The organism is Nitrospirillum guaranorum (genome assembly GCF_034653275.1).
Taxonomy (GTDB): Bacteria; Pseudomonadota; Alphaproteobacteria; order Azospirillales; family Azospirillaceae; genus Nitrospirillum.
On record NZ_JAYEES010000004.1, the window covers coordinates 1,636,359 to 1,661,133 of the forward strand.

Sequence of the window (24,775 nt, forward strand, 5' to 3'; positions counted from 1 at the left end):
CATCGTAAAATCCAATCAGATAGACAATGAACATGACTTCATAGGCTAAAGCCCAAAATGCAAGTGCCCCGCCGCAAGCGGCGAGGCACTCTGTGAGACGTCAGGGCTGACTCCCCTACGTTTCGTCGCGGCGGGCATCTCAGAACCACACGCAAAGTCAAGCTAACGCAATACTGGGCAAAGATCCAGTGTTTTGTGCGATGGCGATTTATTGCCGTGTCTCTGTCCGTCGCTCCCTTAACATAAAAGGAGCGGACGCTTTCTCATGGTCAGATTTTTGCTTGATATGATGGCCGGCCGGCATGTCGCGACCCGCCATTTACTCTGCCTGACTAATGCGGGCATCAAGCCGGCACGCTTTTCTTTTGAAGTCAGGGGTTCTGCCAGCACAAGGTAGCGCTCCAACAACGCCGCAAGGCTGACAACTCCATAATTTTGCACTCATAAGAGATTGGATACCGCTCGACCCAGTCGCAGCGAACGCCTTCTCACGCCCAACTTCAGTCAATCCAGGCCGCAATAGCGCCCGGAAGGAGCGGACTTATGTCTGAACGCATCATCGCCCAGCACCTCCATGCCCGCCGGCGAGGAGCCCCGACATCAACTGAGCCACTACCTGTATCCCCCAGCTATTTGGTTCCGGACCAAGCCGCTGGCGATCTTTGCAGCCTTTGGTCGCCACCGGCGCCGAGCACAGCAAGCCGGCTCCCTCCGGCGCGATCACGGGGTATCTCCCGTGCGGCCATAGTCGACCAAACCAGCCATAGGGTGATCGTCTGCGAGAGCGCCCTGGAACTAGAGTGCGCGAAGATCCTCCTGACCGACCCACGGGTGAAGCATGTCCAGGACCAGCCCCCATCGGTCACCTACGTTCGACCCGACGGCACCCACCATCGCCACACGTTCGACTTCCTGGCCACGCTCACCGATGGCCAGAGGGTCGCCATCGCCGTAAAGCCCGCCGCGAAGATCGAAAGCAGCGGCATCCAAAAAACCGTGGCGCTCATAGAACAGCAGTCCAAGGGCGCTCTTGCTGATCGCTTCATCGTCAGGACGGAACAGCATCTGACCCGTGATCGGGCGTTTAACGCGTCGTGGCTCTTGCGTGCCCGCCGCAGCCGAAACGCCGCCGACGTTCACCGGATGCGGCACACGGTAAGTGGCATTCGGGGCAGCATCTCTATGGGCGACTTGGTCAGATTCTCCGGACTCGGCGCCCGGGGATGGGATGCGCTGGTTCACCTCATTGATGAAGGCACGGTGGAACTCGTTCGCCTGGTTCGCTTCAGCGATACCGCTCTGGTGCGACACCACCCGACGAAGCGTATTCAGGAAGCAGCCAATGCCTGACTCTCCCACCAACGCTGATGCTTACGAGACGGTGCGTTATCGTTTCCGGAAGCAGGACCGAATCACGATCGGCGGAATCGAGTACGTCCCATTCTCGACTGACGATCAAGGGCACGTGTTCAAACGGCTCGCAGCCCCCGACGTATCCGAGGGCTTCTCTCACGCGGAAATCCAAACGCTTTTCAGGACAGAGCAAATCAGGGTCGATCCAAATTGGTTCAGCACCACACGGGCGAGCCTGCGCACGTGGACCAATTCGACTCTGCTTTCGGAGCTGGATGACAAGGAGCAGGCAATCGTCCTGTGGCGACAGAGCTATTGCGATCGCTTCCTCACCCTGGAGGCGCGTGACCAAAGCATCTCGAGATCCGACGTATGCATGGGTAGAAGCATTCGTCAGATCACGGCCGACTTGGTGGCGGACGCCCTGGAACGGAAAGGCGGAAAGAAAAGGCGATGCGGTTCAAGCGGTGAGGAAAGCCGAACACCGCCCTCTCCCAGAACGCTGCGCCGTTGGCTTAAGGTCTATGCAGCCTCCGGGTATGACCCTATGTCCCTGCGCACAGCCTATCAGCGCAGTGGCAGCATCGATCGCAAGAGCGTTGATGCGACAGAGATCGCCGAAAGATTTGCCGCACAATATGCGGATAGCCGCCGGCCTACCAAGTGCATGCTTTTCCTGGCCTATGAAACGGCGCTCACCGACATCAACGATGCGCGGCGTTCACAAGGTGAGCCGGTAATCGAAAGCCTGAGCCGGCGGACATTCGAGCGCCTCATCAACAAAGTCACCGACCCTTTCCACTTGTGCGTGGCCCGCGAGGGCTGGAAAGCGGCCAAGAAACGGTTCGGAATTGTGCGAAATGGTCTCCACATCCTCCGACCCTTGGAGCGCGTGGAGATGGACGAGTGGAACGTTTCACTCATGACACTACTCACCAAGGCCGGCATCTGGGCGACATTAACACCCGAGCAAAAATCGATGGTGGTGCGCAGTAGAACATGGTTAGGGGCGGTGATCGACACCGCCACCCGATGTTTCCTCGGACTACGCCTCTTTTCTGAGAGCCCTTCCTCCGCCACCGCTATTGCCACGCTGGAAATGGCTGTCAGCGACAAGACGGAGCTATCTCAAGCTGCGGGCGCTCGGACACCCTGGGATATGGCCGGCACGATGGAAACGATCGCCATGGACTCAGGGGCGGCCAACATCGCGATTTGGACCCAAGCTGCAATTTCCGATCTCGGAGCCACAGCCTTCTATCCGCCATCTGGGCTGGCGGAGATGAGGGCACGCATCGAGCGATCTTTCCGAACACTGCAGACAGGCTTCACTAGTCACTTTCCGGGCCAGACCTTTGAAAATATCGTCAGGAGGGGCGAGTACGACTCCGAGGGGAACGCCTGTATCGATCTCGAGGAACTCAACCGAACCCTCATTTGCTGGGTGGTCGATGCGTACCACAATCTTCCGCATGGCGGCCTATTCGGAGAAACGCCACGGAATGCCTGGCTACGACTGACCAGCAAATATGGCGTCCTTCCACCCCCAGACCGGCACCGGCAACGCCATATATTTGGCATCCCCTGCGAGCGGCGAATTCAGAACCGCGGCATCAGAGTCTTCGGGATTCACTATCAGAGCCAGCAGTTGCAGCAACTCCGCCGCGTGGTTGGCCAGAAACCGGTGATCGTCCGGGTCGATCGCTTCGACCTTAGCTCAGTCTCCGTCAAAACCAAGGAAGGGTGGCTATCAGTGCCACCGGCCGTCGATGGCCTTGACCTCGCGGGGGTGTCCTACTGGGAATGGATTGCGGCGGCCAAGGACCTACAGCGCCAACACGCCGACACGGCCAAACTCTCAATCCCAGTGGTCCGGCAGGCTTTAGCCGAAATCAGGGGTACAGCGGACATGGCGATGGCACGGGCGGAGTTGGGTTCACCGATCCTGGGCACGGACGATTTCGAACGTCTCGATCAAACCCTGTTCCGGACCTTCAGCTTCGGCGATGGCAGCGAGGGCGTGGCCGACGAAGATTTCCTGGAGGAACCGCCCGTCACCCCAGCCGAAGATGGGTACAGCGAAGAACATCCGACGGTTCCGCTGAACGCCAGTGACGTCGCTGACGACTTTTTTGCCTAGAGGTTCATCTATATGAGCAGCGGCGCGACCAGGGAGCATGGCTCCCTCGCGCCGCTCGTCACCGGTATGGACGAGCGGCGCACCTTACGGTCTCAGCTTTGGGGCCGAATATCCGAAGAATACATCCACACCCGGCGTGACGATGCGCTTCTGGCCGAACTGCAAGGGTTGGTCGATACCACTCTCGTGTCCATCGAGGGAGGGCATCCTGAAGGTCGGATGCTGGCGGTGGTTGGCCAACCTGGAGCCGGCAAAACCTGGTCCATTGAACGAGCCCTGGCGCGCCTGCCTGGCCTTGCTGACTCAGGCACTCTGCTGGCGGTGACCGCCCCCTCGCCATCCACATTGAAACAACTGGGTAGGGCCACGCTGCGGGGCCTGGGCTATCCGCTCGCCAAAGAGATGCCCGAGCACATTCTGTGGGAAAAGGTTCGCCAACACCTTGCTCTCACAGGGACCCGATTCATTTGGATTGACGAGATGCACCACGCGATGGGGCGAGGCGGTGATAGCGAACTGACGCGGCTGTGCGATGTCCTGAAGAGCGTAATGCAACAGCGCGACTGGCCGGTGAGCTTGATCCTTTCCGGCTTGCCAACTGTGTCGGCGTTCGTCGGCCGGGATCGGCAGGTGGAGCGGCGGAGCCGAACCCTACGCTTCGACCCGTTATCCTTCCCCAAGCACGCGGAGATGCTTCGAACGCTGCTGACCGATATCATTCGGGTTCATGCTGGCGTTGGTATGGATGGTCTCCAGACCGACGAGTTCCTGCATCGGCTCTGCCGGGCGGGAGAGGGCGAATTCGGAACCATCATCGCCTTGGTTCGGCAGGCCATAATGGCTGCTTTCGACCGTGCCGGGCCGGGAAGCAGCGTAGGGATAGAGGATTTCGCCCGCGAATTCATGCGACAGCGCGGCTGTTCACCTGAACAGAACATTTTCCTGGCGGCCGAATGGGACCTCATTGACCCGAGAGACAACCGGCAGTCCCCCATTGCCGAAATCCAAGCTAGCGAGAGCATCCGACGGCGGAAGCGAGGCGCGAGATGAGTCGCCTCCGCTTGACCGTACCGCTGGGCGACCGGGAACCCGCCACAAGTTTCGCCTCCCGCCTCGCTAGGCGGAACGGCTGCATCAACGCATGGGAATTCTGCGAGGACATGGGGTTGAAGTATTCCCTCATCCTAAAGGGAGACCCGACCGCAATCGCCGAGATAGCCCGGTTGGGCGGCGTGGATGCCGAAAAGCTGGCCTGCCACACGTTCCGGCGCCCCAACCTTAGAATTGTGGAGATCGGCCAGGAGATCATCACTCGAACGGAGCTTTTCCGATCGGGCATCCGGTTCTGCCCAGATTGCGTGAGCAGCGATCTCGCAGCTTGGCCTCATCTGGGAGCGGCGGCTCCGTACCAGCGGCCGGAGTGGCATCTAACAACAATCCGAACATGCACTGAGCACGGTCGCGCTCTGGTCAGCTTCAGCCAGTTGAGCCCGCGGACTAACCGGGGTGATTTTTCACAGGCCATAGGGGAGGCGCTGCGGGAACTCGACACTCCGTCTACCCATGCGGTTCTACGATCGCCCTCTCAACTGGAACGATATCTCCTCGCCCGCCTTTCCGGACGTCACAACAAACAAAGGGACTGGTTGGATCATTTTCCGCTTTACGCCGCAGCCAGGTTAACCGAGGTGGTAGGCTGTACAAAGCTATACGGGCTGGCAACTCGGCGCGGGCTGCTGACAGACGACCAACTCCAACGAGCTGGCAGTGCGGGTTGGGATATCCTCAAGGATGGCCCTGCGGGCTTTGAGCGTTTTCTGGAAGGACCAGTCAAAGCGTTCTGGTCCAGCAGGCACGATGCCGGCCCGAAGTCCCTTCTTGGCCCAATGTATGAGTGGCTGGCTGAGAATGATACCGACCCGGCCTATCATTTGGCCCGGGAGGTGATCAGCGCATTTCTCCTTCGTACGATACCTTTTGGAGTCAAAAATAGGGTTTTTGGCACCCCCGTCGGCAGACGGCGCATCTGGTCCATTCATACGCTGGCCAAGGAAACCAAGCAGCACCCCAAGCGGTTGCGAAAGCTGCTGATTACGAGAGGTATCATTGGACGGGAGAGCGCAGAGCTAAGCGATCACCGAGTAACATTTCCCGCCGACAACTCCGTTTCCGATTTCCTTGAGGAGATTGGTGAGTTGATGTCGCAAAAAGCGGCCCGGGCCTACTTGAAAACGTCTCGGTCACAGATGGCGGTCTTGATCCGGGCGGACACTCTCGTCCCCTACGCTACGGAGGAAGGCAGCGTCGCCATAAGACCTCTGTTTCTCAAACGGCACCTCGATGACTTCCTCAGGCGATTGACGATCGACGCTATTTCGACTGCCATCCCTCCCAGTCGCTCGGTAAATATTCCAAAAGCAGCCAAAGCTGCACGTACAAGCGCGGCAGCCGTCGTGGATCTGCTGCTGAGGCGGCGGCTAATCCACGTAAGTCGCGACCCCGATCTCCAAGGCTATTTTTCCATCCTAGTCGATCCGGCCGAGGTACGAGACAGGCTTAGAGACGCCACCTTCTCCTTGGCTGAGTCTTTTTCCGGACCGACCGGATAGGAGCAATGACGGCTCCTTAATCTGCCCTTCCCTCTCATACCGGTTTCCCCGCCCGCCATTCGGCGGGCCTTTTTTTGCACACGCGCCAGAGCGGGACAGACTTTGCTGCCGAATCGGCCAAACCTCTTGCCGGTGACCAAATATGCCGTTTATTTATCAATGGGTTGCTTGATGGTGTGCGGCAATCTATCTGTCGCTTCATAACCACCGCCCGGGATATGCCAGGCCTAAAACTCAAGGGCCCGCCCCAGACGTGCTGGGGCGGGCCCTTGAATCATTTCAGGCTCCTCACGTCCATTCCGGAAACTGCGACCGGTTCAGGTCCAGCTTGGCGATCCGCTCCATCTCGTCAGCGCTCAGTTGGAAGTCGAAGATGGCCAGGTTCTCGCGCCGGTGGGCGGGGTTGGAGGAGCGGGGGATGGCGATCACGCCGCGCTGATGGTGCCAGCGCAAGGTGACCTGGGCGGCGGTCTTGCCGTGCGCGCGACCGATGGCCTGCAGGGTTGGGTTGGTGAACAGGCCGTTGCGGCCCTCGGCGAAGGGGGCCCAGGCCTCCATGACGATGCCGGCCCCCGTCAGGGCGCCCAGCGCCGCCATCTCCTGGAAGAAGGGGTGGGTTTCCACCTGGTTGATGGCGGGCTTCACCGTGGCGTGGGTCGCCAGGCTGGCCAGTTGAGCGTCATCGAAATTGCTGACGCCGATGGCCCTGATCCTGCCCGCGCGATGCAGTTCCTCCATCGCCCGCCAGGCGCCCGCGAGGTCGCCGCGTGGCCGGTGGATGAGATAAAGGTCGAGGTAATCCAGGCCCAGCTTGTCCAGGGTGGTCTGGAAGGCGCGCTTGCCGGACTCATAGCCGGCGTCGTCCACCCAGATCTTGGAGGTCACGAACAGGGCCTTGCGATCGATGCCGCTATCCCGGATGCCGGCGCCCACCTCTTCCTCATTGACGTAGACCTTGGCGGTGTCGATCAGGCGATAACCGGCGGCGATGGCGTCGGCCACGCTTTTGCGGCAAACGTCGCCGCGCAGACCATAGGTGCCGAAACCCAGGGCCGGCATGGCCACGCCGTTCCCTATGGACACGTTGGGCCCTATGGACACGGTAGGAATGGCCGGCGCCGCGGCGGCCAGGGCCCGGCGGGCGCCACCGAAGGCCAGCGCGGTCGCGGCGGCGGCACCGCCCGCGAGCACGGTACGACGTCCCAACATGATCAAATCCCTTTTACTTGTTCTGGAGTCGGCACCCGCCTAAAGCCCGCCGCCCACCACCGAGCCGTCCTTGCGGCGGGATAGCTGCACCTGGCCGTCCACGCACTTCACATAGGTCGTCTTGCCCGGCGTCAGGCCATCGCAAATGATCACCAGCGCCCGGGGCAGGGCGCCGAACTCCTTGGAGCCGCGCACGCCGGCGTTATAGGTGTCGAGGTAGGTCTTCAGCGCCGCCTTGCGGACGGGCTGGCCGTTCTGGTCGATCATCGGCGGTGCGCGCTCCCTCACGGATTGTCGCGGGATCATCGCCCAAAGGGAGCGCGCGCCGCCAGCGGCATTTCACGAAAAGGAAGCGCCCCGGCGCCGTCACGGCAGCGGCAGGCAATCCGGGTTCAGCTTGTTGGCGGTCTTGCCGGTGTAAAGCTGGCCGTCCTTCAGGTAGACGGCGCCGGTGAAGCTGCCGCTTTTCCACAAGGGCTGGCAGCTGGTGGTGCTGAGCACGACCACCTTGCGGCTGCCGCCGGCCGAGGTGGTCACCAGCAGGTGCTGGCCGTCGCTGTACAGCGTGCCCTCGATGGGGGCCACGGCGGCGTCGGCGGTGCAGGTGGTGCCGTCCTGCTGGCTGATGGTCAGCGGCCCCTTCCACGACTTCGCCTCCCCGCCGGTGGCGGGACCCAGGTCCAGGGTCAGGACATCGGCGCGGACCTTGCCCGACGCGGGCTCCACCGGCTGATAGGGGCAGACCACGGGCAAGTGGCGCTGGGGGGCGGCCTGAGCGGCGACGGAAACGGGGGCGGCCAGCAGGGCGACCAAGGGAACCAGGGTTTTGGCGGGCTTGATCATGGGCGGGCGATCCTTGGAATAGCCTGTCTGCCCAATAAGATCCGCCTTCGACCGGCCCCTGCCACCCCGTTCCGCCGGCTTACCCCGTTAGAGGGTGCCATTAACGGGATTAGGGGACGTCAGCCTCCGGCAGGCAGTGCGGGCCCAGTTTCCAGGCCTTGCGGCCGGTGTGCAGAACCGTCGCCGTCAAGGCGACGTCGCCGGAGAAGGCCGGGCTTTTCCACAGCACGCGGCAGGAGGCGGCGTCGATGAAGAACACCGTCTGCTGTTCGGCCGCATAGGTCGTCATCACGAAGCTCTGGCCATCGGTGAAGAACGGCCGCTGCAGCACGCCGGTGTGAAGGTCGGTGATGCAATAGCTGCGGTCCGGCCGGCTCAGGATGATGGGGCCGCGCCAGGTTTCCGGCGTTTTGGGATTGTCGCTGGGGCCCAGGTCCAGGGTGACCCAGCCCATGCGCAACCGGCCGGGGCCGGGCTCGAACGGCTGGTAGTTGCAGGCCGGCACGCCCTCGGCCGGCGCCCCCGCCGCCGCCGGACGGGCGGCCAGAAGGTACGGGGTCGACAGGCACAGGGTGGACAGGCACAGGACGAGGATGGGAAGGCGGCGGATCGGCATGGCTGGGCGGCTCCTGCCCGCCCCCGTCCAGATCTGGACGTGTTCCCCGTCCCGCGCAAGCGGACCGAAAGAGTATCCATCACGCGATGGGCTTCACGTTGGGCAGGAACTCCCGGCCCCGCTCCACCAGAAATGCTTTAACGGCCGCCGCCGCCGGCGCCAGGCGCTTGTCCGATCGCTTGGCCAAGAACCATTGACGCACGATGGGCAGGCCTTCCACATCCAGGGGCGCCAGCCGGCCGCTTTCCAGTTCGGCGGCGATGGTGTGAGCGGAGATGAAGGACAGGCCCAGGCCGGCCATCACCGCCTGCTTCACCGTCTCATTGCTGCCCACCTCCATGCTGATGGGGGGGTGCAGGTCGGCCTGGGCGAAGAACCATTCCATCAGCATGCGGGTGCCGGACCCGACCTCGCGCACCAGGAAGGTCTCATGCGCGAATTCCGCCAGCTTCAGGTGGCGGCGACCCACCAGCGGGTGGTGCGGCGGGGCGATCATGATGTGCGGATGGTCGCCGATGGCATGCATGTCCACCTGCAGATCCCGGGGCGGGCGGCCCATGATGGCGATGTCGATGCTGTCGGCCTTCAGCGCCGCAATGATGTCCTCGCGGTTGCCCACCATCAGCGACAGTTCGATCTGCGGGTATTCGGCGCGGAAGGCGCCCAGGGCGTAGGGCGCGAAGTATTTGGCGGTGCTGACCACCCCCACCGCCACGCGGCCGCCCGAAAGGTTGCGCAGCGCCTCCATGGCGGCGGCGCAGTTGTGCAGCTCCGCCTCGATACGGGTCACCGTCTCGATGACCTCGCGCCCCGCGTCGGTGGGCTTGAAGCGCTCGCCCAGCCGATCCAGCAGCGGCACGCCCAGCAGATCCTCCAGCGCCTGCACCTGCATGGTGACGGCCGGCGGGGTCACGTGCAGGCGCTTGGCCGCCGCCGTCACCGAACCGGCTTCCGCCACCGCCGCCAGGGCGCGCAGCTGCTTCAGCGTCACGTTGCGCATGTCCCCCGAGCCCCTATTTCAGGAAAATTGAATGAGACGCTAAGTTTATTCGAATTTTCTAACGGCGCAATCGTCCGCACACTTCCCCTCAAGAACGATACGGGGGCACGAGAGAACCCGGCCCACAGCGGGAGGACATCATGGCGGACGCCACGACACTGGCACGGCATTTGGTCGACTGGAGCGCATCCCTCAACGGTGCGGCTCCTAACGGTATGGCCCGCAACGGCGCGGCCCATCGGCGGGCGGACGTGGTCCGCACCATCCTGGCCCTGGCCGACGCCGGCCTGGCCATCGCCGACCTGGTGGCCATGGGCCCCCTGGCGGGCGAGATGGCGGCGGTGCGCGGCGAAAGCAACGGCGACACCCAGAAGGAACTGGACCTGCGCGCCCACGACATCGTCATCGACCGCCTGGCCGGCGCCCCGGTGGCGGTGGTGGGGTCGGAGGAGTCGGATGCCCCCGTCCTGCTGAACCCCGCGGGTACGCTGGCGGTGGCCATCGACCCGCTGGACGGGTCCAGCAACATCGAAACCAACGTCTCGGTCGGCACCATCTTTTCCATCCTGGGCGTGGAGGACGCGGCCGACCCGGCGGCGGCCCTGCTGCAGCCCGGTCACCGCCAGCTGGCGGCGGGCTTCCTGGTCTACGGACCGCAAACCGCCCTGGTCCTGACCCTGGGCGCCGGCACCGAAATCTTCTTCCTGGACAAGCGGCCGGTGGCGCCCGTGGTGGCGGTGCAGGCGGGCAACGGCTGGGCCGCCCCGCCGCCGCCCACGCCCCCGGCGGAATTCGTCCGCATGGCCGGCCCCGTCGCGGTGGCGGCGGAGACGAAGGAATTCGCCATCAACGCGTCGAACCAGCGGCACTGGGCGCCCAGCATCCGGGGCTATATCGACGATTGCCTGGCCGGCTGCGACGGGCCCCGGGCCAAGAACTACAACATGCGCTGGATCGCGTCCCTGGTGGCCGACGCCTTCCGCATCCTGCGCCGGGGCGGGGTCTATCTCTACCCCACGGACGAGCGCCCCGGCTATCGCACCGGCCGCCTGCGTCTGGTCTATGAGGCCAACCCCATCGCCCTGATCATCGAGCAGGCCGGCGGGGCCGCCACCGACGGGCAAACCCGCATCCTGGACCTGACGCCCGGCCATCTGCATGAGCGCACGGCCCTGGTCTTCGGGTCACGCGCCGAGGTGGAGCGGGTGGCGAACCACCATGCCGCCCCGCCCCTCCTGGCCGATCGCGCGCCCCTGTTCGGGCAGCGCGGCCTGCTGCGCGCCTGACGGAAGGACCCAGCCCCATGTCCATCCGCCATCCCATCATTTCCGTCACCGGCTCGTCCGGGGCCGGCACCACCTCGGTCCGGCAGATTTTTGAGCACGTCTTCCGGCGTGAGGGGGTGAACGCCGTTTGCATCGACGGCGACGCCTATCACCGTTATGACCGCGCCCAGATGAAGCAGGCCATCGCCCAGGCGGACAAGGACGGCGATCACCATTTCAGCCATTTCGGTCCGCACGCCAACCTGCTGGGCGAGTTGCAGGAGCTGTTCCGCCGTTATGGCGACGACGGCACGGGCCGCACCCGCCACTACGTCCACGACTCCGGCGAGGCGGACCACTATGGCTGCCCCCCGGCACCTTCACCCCCTGGGAGGATCTGCCCGGCCCCAGCGACCTGCTGTTCTATGAGGGCCTGCACGGCGCGGTGGTGGCCGACGGCTATGACATCGCCGGCCACGCGGACCTGAAGATCGGCGTGGTGCCGGTGATCAACCTGGAATGGATCCAGAAGATCCACCGTGACCGCACCAGCCGCGGCTACAGCACCGACGACGTCATGACCACCATCCTGCGGCGCATGCCGGACTATGTCCGCTACATCTGCCCGCAGTTCACCCAGACGGACATCAATTTCCAGCGGGTGCCCACGGTCGACACCTCCAACCCCTTCATCGCGCGGTGGATACCGACCCCGGACGAATCCATCGTCGTCATCCGCTTCCGCAACCCGCGCGGCATCGACTTCCCCTACCTGCTGTCCATGATCGCCGGCAGCTTCATGTCGCGCGCCAATTCCATCGTCATCCCGGGCGGCAAGCTCGACCTGGCCATGCAGCTGATCCTGACGCCGCTGATCCTGCAGTTGGTCGAACGCAAGCGCCGCGCCGGCTGAAGGAGGCAGGCATGACCCCCACCCTATCCCTGCGTCAGGTTGAAAGCGCCGAGCCTGACACCCCTGACCTGGCCGGCATGGCCAACGCCGTGCGCATGCTGGCGGTGGCGGGGGTGGAGGCGGCGAAGTCCGGCCACCCCGGCATGCCCATGGGCATGGCCGATGTCGCCACCGTGCTGTTCACCCGGGTGATGCGCCTGGACCCGACGCGGCCCGACTGGCCGGACCGCGACCGCTTCGTCCTGTCGGCCGGCCACGGCAGCATGCTGCAATACGCCCTGCACCATCTGCTGGGCTATGCCGACATGCCCGTGGAGGAGCTGAAACGCTTCCGCCAGCTGGGATCCAAGGCCGCGGGCCATCCGGAATACGGCCACGCAGCGGGCATCGAGACCACCACCGGCCCGCTGGGCCAGGGCATCACCACCGCCGTGGGCATGGCGCTGGCGGAGCGGCATCTGAACGCCCGCTTAGGCGACGCCCTGGTCGACCACCGCACCTATGTCATCGCCGGCGACGGCTGCTTGATGGAAGGCATCAGCCAGGAGGCCATCGACCTGGCTGGCCATCTGGCCCTGTCCCGCCTGGTGGTTCTGTGGGACGACAACGGCATTTCCATCGACGGCCCCACGCGGCTGTCCACCGGCACCGACCAGTTGGCGCGCCTCAAAGCCTCGGGTTGGGCGGTGGAGCGGGTGGACGCCTACGACCATGAGGCCATCGAGGCGGCCCTGAACCGGGCGCGGACCAGCGACCGCCCCACCCTGATCGCCTGCCGCAGCGTCATCGGCTATGGCGCCCCCACCAAGGCCGGCACCTGCGGCGTGCACGGCGCGCCCCTGGGCGCGGAGGAGGCGCAAGCCGCCGCCCGGGCCCTGGGCTGGGACAGCCCGCCCTTCGCCGTGCCGGATGACATCCGCGACGCCTGGCGCGCCGTGGGCCAGGCGGGCGGTCAGGCACGCGAGGCCTGGGAACGGCGGCTGGCCGCCCATCCCGCCCGCGCCGACTTCTGGCGCGTCATGGCGGCGGAGCCGGGATCGGCCCTGACCGACGCCCTGGCCGCCTATCGTCAGGAGTTGGTGGAGACGGCACCCAAGATGGCCACGCGCAAGGCCTCGCAACTGGTGTTGGGCGTGGTGAACGCCGTCACCGACCTAACCGTGGGCGGATCGGCCGACCTCACCCATTCCAACCTGACCCAGACCAAGGGGATGGACGTGATGGACGCCGGCGCCTACGCCGGACGCTACATCCACTATGGCATCCGGGAACATGCCATGGCCGCCGTCATGAACGGCCTGGCCCTGCACGGCGGCATCATTCCCTATGGCGGCACCTTCCTGGTGTTTTCCGACTACGCCCGGGGCGCCATCCGCCTGTCGGCGCTGATGGGCGTGCGGGTCATCCATGTGCTGACCCATGACAGCATCGGCCTGGGCGAGGACGGCCCCACCCACCAGCCGGTGGAGCACCTGGCCACGCTGCGCGCCACGCCCAACCTGAATGTCTTCCGCCCAGCGGACGCGGTGGAGACGGCGGAATGCTGGGAATTGGCGCTGAACAGCCGGGGCACGCCGTCGGCCCTGTGCCTGTCGCGCCAGGACCTGCCCACCCTGCGCCGTGACGCCTCCTGGAACCGCAGCGCCGCCGGCGCCTATATCCTGCGCGAGACGCCAGGCCCGCGCGACGCCACCCTGCTGGCCACCGGGTCGGAGGTGGCCCTGGCGGTGGAGGCGGCGGAGCGCCTGGCCGACGAGGGCATCGCCGCCGCCGTCGTGTCCATGCCCTGCTGGGAGCTGTTCGAGCGCCAGCCGCCGGCTAACCGCGCCATCGTCCTGGGCAACGCCCCCCGCATCGGGGTGGAGGCGGCGGTGCGCTTCGGCTGGGACCGCTGGCTGGGTGACCAGGGCGCCTTCATCGGGATGGCGGGCTTCGGCGCCTCCGCCCCCGCGCCCGACCTCTACCGCCATTTCGGCATCACCGTCGACGCCATCATGGCCGCCGTCCGCGCCCGCGTCGCCGCACCATGAAACCCTAGGACGCGACCGCGTCCGCCGGAGCATTCCGGGCAGCGTCAGCGGACCGAAATGCGAGGACAGCCAAGGGGCGGATGCCCCGCCGGCGCCTGAGGAACACTAAAGGGAGAACACTTATGCCCCGCATCACCCTGCGACAGCTGTTGGACCACGCGGCGGAACGCGACTACGGCGTCCCGGCCTTCAATATCAACAACATGGAACAGGGCCTTGCCGTCATGGAGGCGGCGGCGCAGGTGGACGCACCCGTCATCCTGCAGGCCAGCCGGGGCGCCCGGTCGTACGCCGGCGACCTGATGCTGGCCCATATGATCGACGCGCTGGAAGCCCTCTACCCCACCATCCCGCTGTGCCTGCACCAGGACCACGGCAACAGCGAGGCCACCTGCCTGACCGCCCTGCAGCACGGCTTCACCTCCGTCATGATGGACGGGTCGCTGCTGGCCGACGCCAAGACGCCGGCGTCCTACGCGTACAACGTCGACATCACCCGCCGCGTGGCGGAGGCCGCGCACTGGGTGGGCGCCTCGGTCGAGGGGGAGCTGGGCGTGCTGGGCAGCCTGGAGACCGGCCAGGGCGAGGCGGAGGACGGCCACGGCGCCGAGGGCGTGCTGTCGCTGGACCAGCTGTGCACCGACCCCGACCAGGCGCTGGACTTCGTCGCCGCCACCCGCGTGGACGCGCTGGCCATCGCCATGGGCACCTCGCACGGCGCCTATAAATTCTCGCGCCAGCCCGACGGCGACATCCTGGCCATGGATGTGGTGGAGGCCATCCACGCGCGGCTGCCCAACACCCACCTGGTGATGCACGGCAGCTCCTCCGTTCCGCAGGAACTGCAGGATTTGTTCAACGCCTATGGCGGCCGCATGCCCCGCACCTGGGGCGTGCCGGTGGAGGAGATCGTGCGCGGCATCCGCTTCGGCGTGCGCAAGATCAACATCGACACCGACTGCCGCCTGGCCATGGCGGTGCAGTTCCGCAAGACGGCGACCGAGCACCCGGCGGAATTCGACCCGCGCAAGTTCCTGAAGCCGGCCATGGACGCCATGAAGGCGCTGTGCCGCGACCGGTTCGAGCAGTTCGGCGCCGCCGGCAACGCCAGCCGCATCACGCCCCTGCCCATGGCCGCCATGGCCAAGCGCTACGCCACAGGATCCCTGGACCCTCAGTTGGGCCGCGCGCCCGTCGCGGCCGAATAGCAACCCGCAACACCCAAAATCCAGGCCCCGGCCGGGGCCGCCGGAGATTTCTGGGGAGCGTCAGCGGACTGGAAATCGAGGATAGCCAAGGCGCGGATGCGCCGCCGGCGCTTGAGGAGAGCAACCATGAACGCGATCGATAAAAGGGACCGCCGCGACCGCTATGCCGCCGGGGTCATGAAGTATCAGGACATGGGCTACTGGCAGCCGGACTACGTGCCCAAGGACACGGACGTCATCGCCGTCTTCCGCATCACGCCGCAGGACGGGGTGGACCCCATCGAGGCCGCCGCCGCCGTGGCGGGCGAGTCCTCCACCGCCACCTGGACGGTGGTGTGGACCGACCGGCTGACCGCCTGCGACAAGTACCGGGCCAAGGCCCACCGCGTGGAACCGGTGCCCGGGTCGCCCGACAGCTGGTTCGCCTACATCGCCTATGACATCGATCTTTTCGAACCCGGATCGATCGCCAACCTGACGGCGTCCATCATCGGCAACGTCTTCGGCTTCAAGCCGCTGAAGGCCCTGCGGCTGGAGGACATGCGGCTGCCGGTGGCCTATGTGAAGACCTTCGACGGGCCGCCCACCGGCATCGTTGTGGAACGGGAACGGCTGGACAAGTTCGGCCGGCCCCTGCTGGGCGCCACGGTGAAGCCCAAGCTGGGCCTGTCGGGCCGCAACTACGGCCGCGTGGTCTATGAGGCGCTGAAGGGCGGCCTGGACTTCACCAAGGATGACGAGAACATCAACTCCCAGCCCTTCATGCACTGGCGCGACCGCTTCCTCTATTGCATGGAGGCGGTGAACCGCGCCCAGGCGGTGACGGGCGAGGTCAAGGGCACCTACCTCAACGTGACCGCCGCCACCATGGAGGACATGTACGAGCGGGCGGAGTTCGCCAAGTCCATCGGTTCATGCATCGTCATGATCGACCTGGTCATCGGCTACACCGCCATCCAGTCCATGTCCAAATGGGCGCGGCGCAACGACATGGTGCTGCACCTGCACCGCGCCGGGCATTCCACCTACACCCGGCAGAAGAGCCACGGCGTGTCCTTCCGCGTCATCGCCAAATGGATGCGCCTGGCCGGGGTGGACCACATCCACGCCGGCACCGTGGTGGGCAAGCTGGAGGGCGACCCCGCCACCACCAAGGGCTATTACGACGTCTGCCGCGAGGACTTCCTGCCCCAGCGGCTGGAGAACGGCATCTTCTTCGACCAGTCCTTCGCCTCGCTGCGCAAGACCATGCCGGTGGCCTCGGGCGGCATCCATGCCGGGCAGATGCACCAACTGTTGGATTTGTTCGGTGACGACGTGGTGCTGCAGTTCGGCGGCGGCACCATCGGCCACCCCATGGGCATCCAGGCCGGCGCCACCGCCAACCGGGTGGCGCTGGAGGCCATGGTGCTGGCCCGCAACGAGGGCCGCGACATATTGGCCGAGGGGCCGGACATCCTGGCCGCCGCCAGCCGCCACTGCACGCCCCTGCGCCAGGCCTTGGACGTCTGGAAGGACGTGACCTTCAACTACACCTCGACCGACTCACCCGACTTCGTGCCCACCGCCAGCGTCGCCGGTTAAAGGAAGGAGACCTCATCATGCGCCTCACCCAAGGAACCTTCTCCTTCCTGCCCGACCTGACGGACGAGCAGATCACGGCCCAGGTGCAGTACTGCATCGATCAGGGCTGGGCGGTGAATATCGAGTTCACCGACGACCCGCACCCCCGCAACACCTATTGGGACATGTGGGGCCTGCCCATGTTCGACATCCGCGACGCCGCGGGCGTCATGGGCGAACTGGCGTCCTGCCGCAAGATCTACGGCGACCGCTACATCCGCATCTCCGGCTTCGACGCCAGTCATGGATGGGAGAGCGTGCGGCTGTCCTTCATCGTCAACCGGCCGGCCAACGAGCCCGGCTTCGCCCTGGAACGTCAGGAAAGCGACGGCCGGCGCATCCTCTACAGCACCCGCGCCTATGCCGCCCAGCTGCCGGAAGGGGAGCGGTACTCGTGATGGCCGCGCCCCCAATGGCCACGGCCCTGAAAGCCGTCCCACCGGAGGCCGTCGACCTGAAGGCCGACTTCGAAGCCTCCGGCCTGCCGGAAATCTTCGACCAGCTGGACCGGGAGATGGTGGGCCTGGCGCCCATCAAGGGGCGGCTGCGCGAGATCGCGGCCCTGCTGCTGGTGGACAGGGCGCGCCAGCGCTTCGGCCTGGCGGTGGGCGCCCCCACCCTGCACATGAGCTTCACCGGCAACCCCGGCACGGGCAAGACCACCCTGGCGCTGAAGATGGCGGCCATCCTGCACCGCCTGGGCTATGTCCGGCGCGGGCATTTGGTGACCGTCACCCGCGACGACCTGGTGGGCCAGTATATCGGCCACACCGCGCCCAAGACCAAGGAGGTGCTGAAGCGCGCCGCCGGCGGCGTGCTGTTCATCGATGAGGCCTATTATCTCTACCGGCCGGAGAATGAGCGCGACTATGGGCAGGAGGCCATCGAGATCCTGCTGCAGGTCATGGAGAACCAGCGCGACGACCTGGTGGTCATCCTGGCCGGCTACGCCGACCGCATGGAGCGCTTCTTCCAGGCCAACCCCGGCTTCCGCTCGCGCGTGGCCCACCACATCGACTTCCCCGACTATGGCGAGGAGGAGTTGCTGGAAATCGGGGAGCGACAGCTGGAGACCATGAACTACCGCCTCAGTCCCCGGGCCCGGGCGGTGTTCGCCCAATACATCGCCCTGCGCCGGGACCAGCCGCATTTCGCCAACGGCCGGTCCATCCGCAACGCCCTGGACCGTGCCCGCCTGCGCCAGGCCAGCCGCCTGTTCCAGCGCAATGACGGCCCCCTGTCGGTGGACGACCTGACGGTGATCGAGGCGGAGGACATCCTGGCCAGCCGCGTGTTCGCCGGCAGCCCGGACGGCCAGGCGGGTAGCCAAGTGGTTGGAAGGGAGGCCGCGTCATGAGCCAGCCCCTGATCGCCCCCAGCATCCTGTCGGCCGACTTCGCCAACTTGGGAAGCGAGGTCCGGGCCATCACGGCGGCGGGGGCGGACTACATCCACGTCGACGTCATGGACGGCCATTTCGTGCCCAACCTGACCATCGGCCCCGCCGTGGTGAAGGCCCTGCGCCCCCATACCAGTCGCACCTTCGACGTGCACCTGATGATCAGCCCGGTCGATCCCTACCTGGAGGCCTTCGCCGCCGCCGGCGCCGACATCATCACCGTGCAGGCGGAGGCCACCACCCACCTGGACCGCACGCTGGAACGCATCCGCGCCCTGGGAAAAAAGGCCGGCGTGGCGCTGAACCCGTCCACGCCGGAAGGGACCGTGGCCTATGTGCTGGACCGGCTGGACCTGGTGCTGGTCATGACCGTGAACCCGGGCTTCGGCGGCCAGTCGTTCATTCCCGCCATGATCCCCAAGATCCGGGCCCTGCGCGCCCTGGTGGGCCGCCGGCCCATCCAGATCGAAGTCGACGGCGGCGTCAACCCGGAGACGGCGCGCCTGTGCGTGCAGGCCGGGGCGGACGTGCTGGTGGCGGGATCCGCCGTGTTCCAGGGTGGACCCGGCCGCTATCAGGCCAACATCGCGGCCCTGCGCGGCTAAGTAGCGCTGGCCAGCCCCCCTTGAAACCGCGTAGAGGTGCGCGGGGTTGAGGGAGGAAGAACCCATGTCCTATCGCATCCTGACGCTGGACGGCGGCGGCCCTTGGGCCCTGCTGGAGGCCCTGGTGCTGGGCGACCTGTACGGCAGCGACACGCCCGGCCACGACATCCTGGCGGAATTCGACCTGGCGGCCGGCACCTCGGCCGGCGCCATCGTGCTGGGCGGGCTGATCAAGAACCTGACGCCGGCCCAGATCCTGGACCTATTCGTCAACGATACGCGGCGGGGCAGCCTGTTCGTGAAGGTCGACGGGCTGGACAGGTTGGTGGCTGACCTAGACCTGGGGCCGCGGTACAGCACCGAGGGCAAGTTGGCCGGCCTGACCGCCATGCTGGACGACCCCAGCCTGGCGCCGCCCACCCCGGCCATCGTCGATGGCCAGGGGCGGCCGCTGATCTTGTCCGCCTGCCCCATGGCCCGCCTGCCCCTGCCCCTGGCGCGGCGGGGCGACGCGCCGGTGAAGGTGTTCATCCCCGCCTTCGACTACGCCCAGCGCCGGGCCATGACCTTCCGCAGCTATGCCGGTCTGGCGACGGCGGTGACGGAGCCGCAGGCCTCCACCGCCCCCCTGGCGGAGGTCATCAACGCCAGCAGCACCGCACCCGTGGCCTTCTTCGACGAACCCGCCCGGTGCGATGGGCGCCTGTACTGGGACGGCGGGCTGACCGGCTGCAACAACCCGGTGATGCTGGCGGTGATGGAGGCGCTGGCGCAACCCAGCGGCGACACCGACCTTCAAATCCTGAGCCTCGGCAGCGGCACCACCCGCCACGCGCCGGTGACCGGCACCAGCCAGCCGCCGGACGACCTGGCCGAACCGGTGGGGATGCGGGGCACCCTGGGGGACCTGTCGCTGCTGGCCCAGACCACCCTGGACGACCCACCCGACACCGCCAGCCTGGAGGCCCACATCCTGGCCCAGCGCCTGGCGGGCCGCGACCCCGCCACCCTGGGCGGCCTGGTGCGCCTGAACGTCTCCGTCCAGCCGGTGCTGCAAAGCGGGGTGTGGGCGGCGCCCCCGGGCCTGGCCGACGGACGCTTCGCCCAGGTGGCGGCCCTGCCCGCCGACGCGGTGGATCCGGCGCAGATCGCCCTTATCCAGCGGCTGGGCCGCGACTGGATGGCGGGCGACGTGCCCAACCAGCCCCTGATCACCCGCCTGCCGCAGCTGGATTGCGTGCTGGGCGACACCAGCTATGCCCAGGCCAAGGCGCGCTGGCTGGCTATCATCCAAACCTGACTGGCCAAAGCTGATTGGCCAAAGCTGAGGCGCCACAACCAGAAAGATAAAAGGCCGGGCCACGGCACCCGCCCTGTGGCATGATGGCGGGGCAGAGCGGGGCGGCCGTTCCGGCGGCGGCACCCGCGCCCACAAGCGGGAGAGACGTCTTGTCGCCCTTCGGCGTGTTCATCCTGGCCGTCCTGGCCTTCGCCATCGTCCTGGTCTACAGCAGCATCAAGACCGTGCCCCAGGGCATGGAATACACGGTGGAGCGGTTCGGCCGCTACACCCGCACCCTGAAGCCCGGCCTGGCCATCATCGTCCCCTTCGTTGACCGCATCGGCGCCCGCCAGACCATGCAGGAGGTGGTGCTGGACGTGCCGTCGCAGGAGATCATCACCAAGGACAACGCCATGGTGACGGTGGACGGCGTGCTGTTCTTCCAGGTGCTGGACGCCGCCAAGGCCAGTTACGAGGTGCGCAACCTGGACACCGCCGTGCTGAACCTGACCATGACCAACCTGCGCACGGTCATGGGTTCCATGGATCTGGATGAGCTGCTGTCGCAGCGCGACGCCATCAACGCCCGCCTGCTGACCGTGGTGGACGCCGCCACCCACCCCTGGGGTGTCAAGATCACCCGCGTGGAAATCCGCGACATCCAGCCGCCGCGCGACCTGGTGGACAGCATGGCCCGCCAGATGAAGGCGGAACGCGAACGCCGCGCCCTGATCCTGGAGGCTGAAGGCTTGCGCCAGTCCGCCATCCTGCGGGCGGAGGGTGAAAAGCAATCCGCCATCCTGCAGGCCGAAGGCAAGAAGGAGGCCGCGTTTCGCGAAGCCGAGGCCCGCGTGCGCCTGGCGGAGGCGGAGGCCACCGCCACCCGCGTGGTATCCGAGGCCATCGCCGGCGGCAGCGTCCAGGCCGTGAACTATTTCATTGCCCAGCGCTATGTCGACGCCCTGAAGGGCTTCGCCGCCAGCCCCAACCAGAAGATCCTGTTCATGCCCATGGAGTCGACCGGCATCCTGGGCGCGCTGGGCGGCATCGCCGAGCTGGCCAAGGACAGCTTCGCCGGCGTGCCGGCCAGCCGCACGGCCCCGCCACCCCGCCGTGGGGACCCCCCGGCCGCTCCCCCGGCCGCCGGCGGGCAGTTGCAGCCCGGCGATAGTCCCTGGTCCACCCCGGGCCGCTGACGCAGGGGCCCGCTAACGCGGAGGAAGAACATCATGCCTGACTTCACCGCATGGACGCCCCACGCCTGGCATTGGTGGGCGGCGGGCGTCGCCCTGGCGCTGGTGGAAATGGTCACCCCCGGATTCGGCCTGCTGTGGCTGGGCGTGGCGGCGGTGCTGGTGGGCACGGCGCTGTTCATCTTCCCGGCCTTCGCCCTGGCGGGGCAGGCGGTGCTGTTCGCCGTGCTGGCGGCCGGCCTGCTGCTGGCCACCCGCCGCTGGCTGGGAGGCGGCCGGCTTGAGGAGGCGCCCCCGGGGCCACCCCTGAACGCCCGCGCCAGCCAGTACGTCGGCCGCATCCTGACGCTGGAGACGCCCATCACCAACGGCCAGGGCCGCGCCCGCCTGGACGACGGCGCCTGGATCGTCTACGGCCCCGACGGCCTGGCCGCCGGGGCGACCGTGCGCGTGGTGGGCGTGGACGGCACGGCGCTGAGGGTGGAGGCGGCGTAGGCGCGCTTACGCCGGCTTGGCGCCCGGCTTGCCCGGCTCGACCACGAAGCTGGCACGGGTGCTGATGGCGCCGCCGGGGGTGGTGACGCGGTCCATGACGCGGAAGTTGGCTGTCAGCTTGTCATGGCCGATGTCGCACATCAGGTAGCCGCGCTGGTCGTTCATGAAGCGGATGTGCGGGTTGCCGCGCATGATCTCCTCATGGCGCGGGCGCTTGTCGGCGCCATCGCCGCCGGAACTGATGGAGGTGCCGACGAATTCGGTGGCGACCACGCCGGCCTTGTCGCTGTGGTAGTCGGTCTTGAGGTCGCCCACGAAGTTCTGGTGCTCGTCGCCCGTCAGCACCACCACATTGTTCAGGCGGCGGTCGGCGATGTGCCGCAGCAGGCGCTGGCGCGGCTGGTGATACCCTTCCCAACTGTCCATGTTGTAGATGGGGCCGTGCCAGGGCTCGCGGTTCATGGTCATCATCATGACCTGCTGGCCGATGAGGTTCCAGCGGGCGCGGCCACGGTCCAGCCCCTCGAACAGCCAGCGCTCCTGCTCCTCCCCCATCACCTGGGCGTCGTCATCGTCCTGACCCTCGCAGGCGGGCTTGAAGCCGTCGCCGCAGGGCTGGTCGGTGCGGAACTGGCGGGTGTCCAGCAGGTGCAGGTCGATCAGGTTGCCAAAGGCCAGGCGGCGGTAGATCTGCATGTCCGGCCCCTTGGGCCAGGAGGCGCGGCGCAGGGGCATGTGCTCAAAATAGGCCTGGGCGGCCGCCACGCGGCGCAGCAGGAAATATTCCGGCGGGGCGATGCCAGCGCCGTCGACGGTACCGGTCCAGTTGTTGTCGACCTCATGGTCGTCCCAGGTCACCATCCACGGGCAGGCGGCGCGGGCCAGTTGCAGGTCCAGGTCCAGAGTGTACTGGGCGTAGCGGCGGCGGTACTCGTCCAGGGAATAGGGCTCGTCCCCCAGATGCCGGCGGGCGGTGGGCTGGGCCAGGCCGCCGTAATAGCGGCTGGTCTCATGCGTCCGGACCCGATTCTCGTAGATGTAGTCGCCATAGTGGAAGACGAAGTCGGGCCGTTCCTCCGCCAGGTGGCGGAAGGCGGTGTAATAGCCGTCCTCATAATTCTGGCAGCCGACCATGCCCAGGCGCACACGCTCGACCTTGGCGCCCAGGGCCGGGGCCGTGCGGGCGCGTCCCACCATGCTGCGCTCCGCCCCCACGGTGAAGCGGTAGTAGTAGTCGCGCCCCGGCTCCAGCCCGCCCACCTCGGCATGCACGGCGTGGCCCAGTTCGGGCCGCGCCATCTCCGTCCCGGTCTGGACGATGTTGCGCATGCGCTCGTCGGTCGCCACCTCCCAGTCCACCTCCACCGGGCGCTTGGGCATGCCGTAGCCGAAGGCCAGCGGTTCGGGCGCCAGCCGGGTCCACAGCACGAAGCCGTCGGGCAGCGGATCGCCCGAGGCCACGCCCAGCGAGAACGGGTCGTTGCTGAAGGCCGCCTGGGCCAGGGCCGAGCCCACGGACGACGGCAGCAGGAAGGCGGTGGCGGCGGTGGCGCCGAAGGTCTTCAACAGGGCGCGGCGGGTGGCCTCGGGAACGGGGCTGAACCGGGTCATGGGCGGCGTCTCGGAATGCGGCAAGGCGGGAGGATCGTGGAATGCGCGGCAGAGTGCCCGCCGGCGGAAACGGGTTCAACCATGAAAACCCCGCCCAGGCGCCCTGTCATGAAAGTGTCGCGATAGACGCCACAACCCTGCGTGGCGCGGCCGTCTGCCCCACGCACAACCTTGACCATTTGGTCAGGATCAGCCAGGGTCGGTTCCCGTGCCGTGCCCCTAAGCCCCCGGCTTGCCGGGACCTTGGGAAATGGACTAGGTTTCAGAAGAGCAGGCGGTGCGGCCCCTTCCGTTCGCCACCGTCCATAAGCATGCCCACGGAGGCAGGGACCCTTCATGAGTAGAGCGATCCGCGCGGCGTTGGCGGCGGCCGCCCTGTTGAGCTGCGCGTTGGCCGTCCCCACCCGTGGGGCGGAGGCCGCCTTCTTTCCCGGCGTGGTTTTCGATTACGGCGGCAAGTACGACAAGTCCTTCAACGAAGGCGTCCTGACGGGCATTGAGCGGTTCCATCGCGAAACCGGCATCAATTACAAGGCGCTGGAGATCAGCAACGACGTCCAGCGCGAGCAGTACCTGCGCCGCCTGGCGGAGCATGGCGCCGACATCATCCTGGCCGTGGGCTTCAGCCAGGCGCCAGCGGTGGCCAAGGTCGCCAAGGAATTCCCCGAGATCAAGTTCACCCTGATCGACGGCGTGGTGAAGCTGCCCAATGTGCAATCCATCCTGTTTTCCGAGCAGGAGGGTTCCTACCTGGTGGGCATGCTGGCCGCCCTCAGCAGCAAGACCCACACCGTCGGCTTCGTCGGCGGCATGGACATTCCCCTGATCCGCCGATTCGAGTGCGGGTATGAGCAGGGCGTGAAGGCCGTGGCGCCGGACGACCACATCATCGCCAACATGGTGGGCACCACGCCCGCCGCCTGGTCGGACCCCACGCGCGGCGGCGAGCTGGCCAAGAGCCAGTTCGACCGGGGCGTGGACGTGGTGTTCGCCGCCGCCGGGCAAAGCGGCATCGGCGTGCTGCAGGCGGCCAAGGACGCTGGCAAGTATTCCATCGGCGTCGACAGCAACCAGAATCACCTGTTCCCCGGTTCGGTCCTGACCTCCATGGTCAAGCGGGTGGACGTGGCCGCCTACAACGCCATCAAGGCGGCGCAGGACGGCACCTGGCAGGCGGGCGTGCGCACCCTGGGCCTGAAGGAGGAGGGCGTGGGCTGGGCGCTGGACGAGAACAACGCCAAGCTGGTGACGCCGGAGATGAAGGCGGCGCTGGACGCGGCGTCCGCCGAGATCCAGAACGGGACCCGCAAGGTCGCCAATTACGACGAAACCAACGGCTGCAAGTACTGACAGGCCATCCCATCCACGCCTCGGGTCCCCC

The 24,775-nt window shown here is 66.5% G+C and carries 21 protein-coding genes and 1 pseudogene; 16 read left to right on the plus strand and 6 right to left on the minus strand.

The window, feature by feature from the left end; translation table 11 throughout:
* Window positions 1–768: 768 nt before the first annotated feature.
* From UAJ10_RS28920 to UAJ10_RS28935, 4 genes are read left to right on the plus strand one after another with little or no spacing between them, the layout of a single operon-like run.
* A complete protein-coding gene (locus UAJ10_RS28920; RefSeq protein ID WP_322918840.1) occupies window positions 769–1,350 on the plus strand; it encodes a TnsA endonuclease N-terminal domain-containing protein in 582 nt (193 codons plus the stop codon).
* Window positions 1,343–3,493: a Mu transposase C-terminal domain-containing protein gene (locus UAJ10_RS28925; RefSeq protein WP_322918841.1), complete on the plus strand. Its 2,151-nt coding sequence runs from the start codon at window positions 1,343–1,345 to the stop codon at window positions 3,491–3,493. Before UAJ10_RS28920 ends, UAJ10_RS28925 begins: the two co-directional genes overlap by 8 nt.
* Before the next feature lie 12 nt (window positions 3,494–3,505).
* Window positions 3,506–4,543 carry an ATP-binding protein gene (locus UAJ10_RS28930; protein ID WP_322918842.1) on the plus strand — a complete coding sequence of 346 codons (1,038 nt, stop codon included), beginning with the start codon at window positions 3,506–3,508 and terminating at the stop codon, window positions 4,541–4,543.
* An 11-nt stretch (window positions 4,544–4,554) separates the two neighbouring features.
* Window positions 4,555–6,102 carry a TniQ family protein gene (locus UAJ10_RS28935; RefSeq protein ID WP_322918843.1) on the plus strand — a complete coding sequence of 516 codons (1,548 nt, stop codon included), beginning with the start codon at window positions 4,555–4,557 and terminating at the stop codon, window positions 6,100–6,102.
* Window positions 6,103–6,390: 288 nt separating this feature from the next.
* Here the strand turns inward: UAJ10_RS28935 and UAJ10_RS28940 are convergent, their stop codons facing one another.
* The 5 genes from UAJ10_RS28940 to UAJ10_RS28960 all read right to left on the minus strand — a co-directional run bounded on the left by UAJ10_RS28940 (window position 6,391) and on the right by UAJ10_RS28960 (window position 9,770).
* Window positions 6,391–7,311, minus strand: coding sequence for an aldo/keto reductase (locus UAJ10_RS28940; protein ID WP_322918844.1), 921 nt, complete (start codon window positions 7,309–7,311; stop codon window positions 6,391–6,393).
* Between the two features lie 39 nt (window positions 7,312–7,350).
* On the minus strand, window positions 7,351–7,578 hold the full coding sequence (locus tag UAJ10_RS28945; RefSeq protein ID WP_145753155.1) for a hypothetical protein: 228 nt from the start codon (window positions 7,576–7,578) through the stop codon (window positions 7,351–7,353).
* Between the two features lie 99 nt (window positions 7,579–7,677).
* Window positions 7,678–8,154 (minus strand): hypothetical protein, encoded by a 477-nt coding sequence (locus UAJ10_RS28950; protein ID WP_322918845.1) that lies wholly within the window; start codon window positions 8,152–8,154, stop codon window positions 7,678–7,680.
* Window positions 8,155–8,263: 109 nt separating this feature from the next.
* Window positions 8,264–8,770: a hypothetical protein gene (locus tag UAJ10_RS28955; protein WP_322918846.1), complete on the minus strand. Its 507-nt coding sequence runs from the start codon at window positions 8,768–8,770 to the stop codon at window positions 8,264–8,266.
* Between the two features lie 79 nt (window positions 8,771–8,849).
* On the minus strand, window positions 8,850–9,770 hold the full coding sequence (locus UAJ10_RS28960; protein WP_322918847.1) for a LysR family transcriptional regulator: 921 nt from the start codon (window positions 9,768–9,770) through the stop codon (window positions 8,850–8,852).
* Between the two features lie 140 nt (window positions 9,771–9,910).
* On the opposite strand from UAJ10_RS28960, the gene UAJ10_RS28965 reads away from it, so the two are divergent.
* The 11 genes and pseudogenes from UAJ10_RS28965 to UAJ10_RS29015 all read left to right on the plus strand — a co-directional run bounded on the left by UAJ10_RS28965 (window position 9,911) and on the right by UAJ10_RS29015 (window position 21,783).
* Window positions 9,911–11,056: a class 1 fructose-bisphosphatase gene (locus UAJ10_RS28965; RefSeq protein ID WP_322918848.1), complete on the plus strand. Its 1,146-nt coding sequence runs from the start codon at window positions 9,911–9,913 to the stop codon at window positions 11,054–11,056.
* A gap of 17 nt (window positions 11,057–11,073) precedes the next feature.
* A pseudogene (locus UAJ10_RS28970) lies at window positions 11,074–11,948 on the plus strand (phosphoribulokinase).
* A gap of 11 nt (window positions 11,949–11,959) precedes the next feature.
* Complete coding sequence (tkt, locus tag UAJ10_RS28975; RefSeq protein ID WP_416235414.1) at window positions 11,960–13,978, plus strand: transketolase; 2,019 nt, start codon at window positions 11,960–11,962, stop codon at window positions 13,976–13,978.
* Window positions 13,979–14,100: 122 nt separating this feature from the next.
* Window positions 14,101–15,186: a class II fructose-bisphosphate aldolase gene (fba, locus tag UAJ10_RS28980; RefSeq protein WP_322918849.1), complete on the plus strand. Its 1,086-nt coding sequence runs from the start codon at window positions 14,101–14,103 to the stop codon at window positions 15,184–15,186.
* A gap of 126 nt (window positions 15,187–15,312) precedes the next feature.
* On the plus strand, window positions 15,313–16,770 hold the full coding sequence (locus UAJ10_RS28985) for a form I ribulose bisphosphate carboxylase large subunit (protein ID WP_322918850.1): 1,458 nt from the start codon (window positions 15,313–15,315) through the stop codon (window positions 16,768–16,770).
* A 17-nt stretch (window positions 16,771–16,787) separates the two neighbouring features.
* The gene (locus UAJ10_RS28990) at window positions 16,788–17,207 is read left to right on the plus strand and encodes a ribulose bisphosphate carboxylase small subunit (RefSeq protein ID WP_145608921.1); all 420 of its coding nucleotides are present in this window, start codon (window positions 16,788–16,790) and stop codon (window positions 17,205–17,207) included.
* A complete protein-coding gene (gene cbbX, locus UAJ10_RS28995; RefSeq protein ID WP_322918851.1) occupies window positions 17,207–18,166 on the plus strand; it encodes a CbbX protein in 960 nt (319 codons plus the stop codon). The genes UAJ10_RS28990 and cbbX overlap by 1 nt, the downstream gene beginning before the upstream one ends.
* Complete coding sequence (gene rpe / locus UAJ10_RS29000; protein ID WP_322918852.1) at window positions 18,163–18,813, plus strand: ribulose-phosphate 3-epimerase; 651 nt, start codon at window positions 18,163–18,165, stop codon at window positions 18,811–18,813. Before cbbX ends, rpe begins: the two co-directional genes overlap by 4 nt.
* A gap of 64 nt (window positions 18,814–18,877) precedes the next feature.
* On the plus strand, window positions 18,878–20,113 hold the full coding sequence (locus UAJ10_RS29005) for a patatin-like phospholipase family protein (RefSeq protein ID WP_322918853.1): 1,236 nt from the start codon (window positions 18,878–18,880) through the stop codon (window positions 20,111–20,113).
* Between the two features lie 149 nt (window positions 20,114–20,262).
* Window positions 20,263–21,291: an SPFH domain-containing protein gene (locus tag UAJ10_RS29010; RefSeq protein WP_322918855.1), complete on the plus strand. Its 1,029-nt coding sequence runs from the start codon at window positions 20,263–20,265 to the stop codon at window positions 21,289–21,291.
* Between the two features lie 33 nt (window positions 21,292–21,324).
* A complete protein-coding gene (locus tag UAJ10_RS29015; protein WP_322918857.1) occupies window positions 21,325–21,783 on the plus strand; it encodes an NfeD family protein in 459 nt (152 codons plus the stop codon).
* 6 nt (window positions 21,784–21,789) lie between these two features.
* Here the strand turns inward: UAJ10_RS29015 and UAJ10_RS29020 are convergent, their stop codons facing one another.
* Window positions 21,790–23,394: an alkaline phosphatase D family protein gene (locus UAJ10_RS29020; protein WP_322918859.1), complete on the minus strand. Its 1,605-nt coding sequence runs from the start codon at window positions 23,392–23,394 to the stop codon at window positions 21,790–21,792.
* A 336-nt stretch (window positions 23,395–23,730) separates the two neighbouring features.
* Here UAJ10_RS29020 and UAJ10_RS29025 point away from each other — a divergent pair, with 336 nt between their 5' ends.
* Window positions 23,731–24,744, plus strand: a complete 1,014-nt coding sequence (locus tag UAJ10_RS29025; protein ID WP_322918861.1) for a BMP family lipoprotein — start codon at window positions 23,731–23,733, stop codon at window positions 24,742–24,744.
* Window positions 24,745–24,775: the final 31 nt, after the last annotated feature.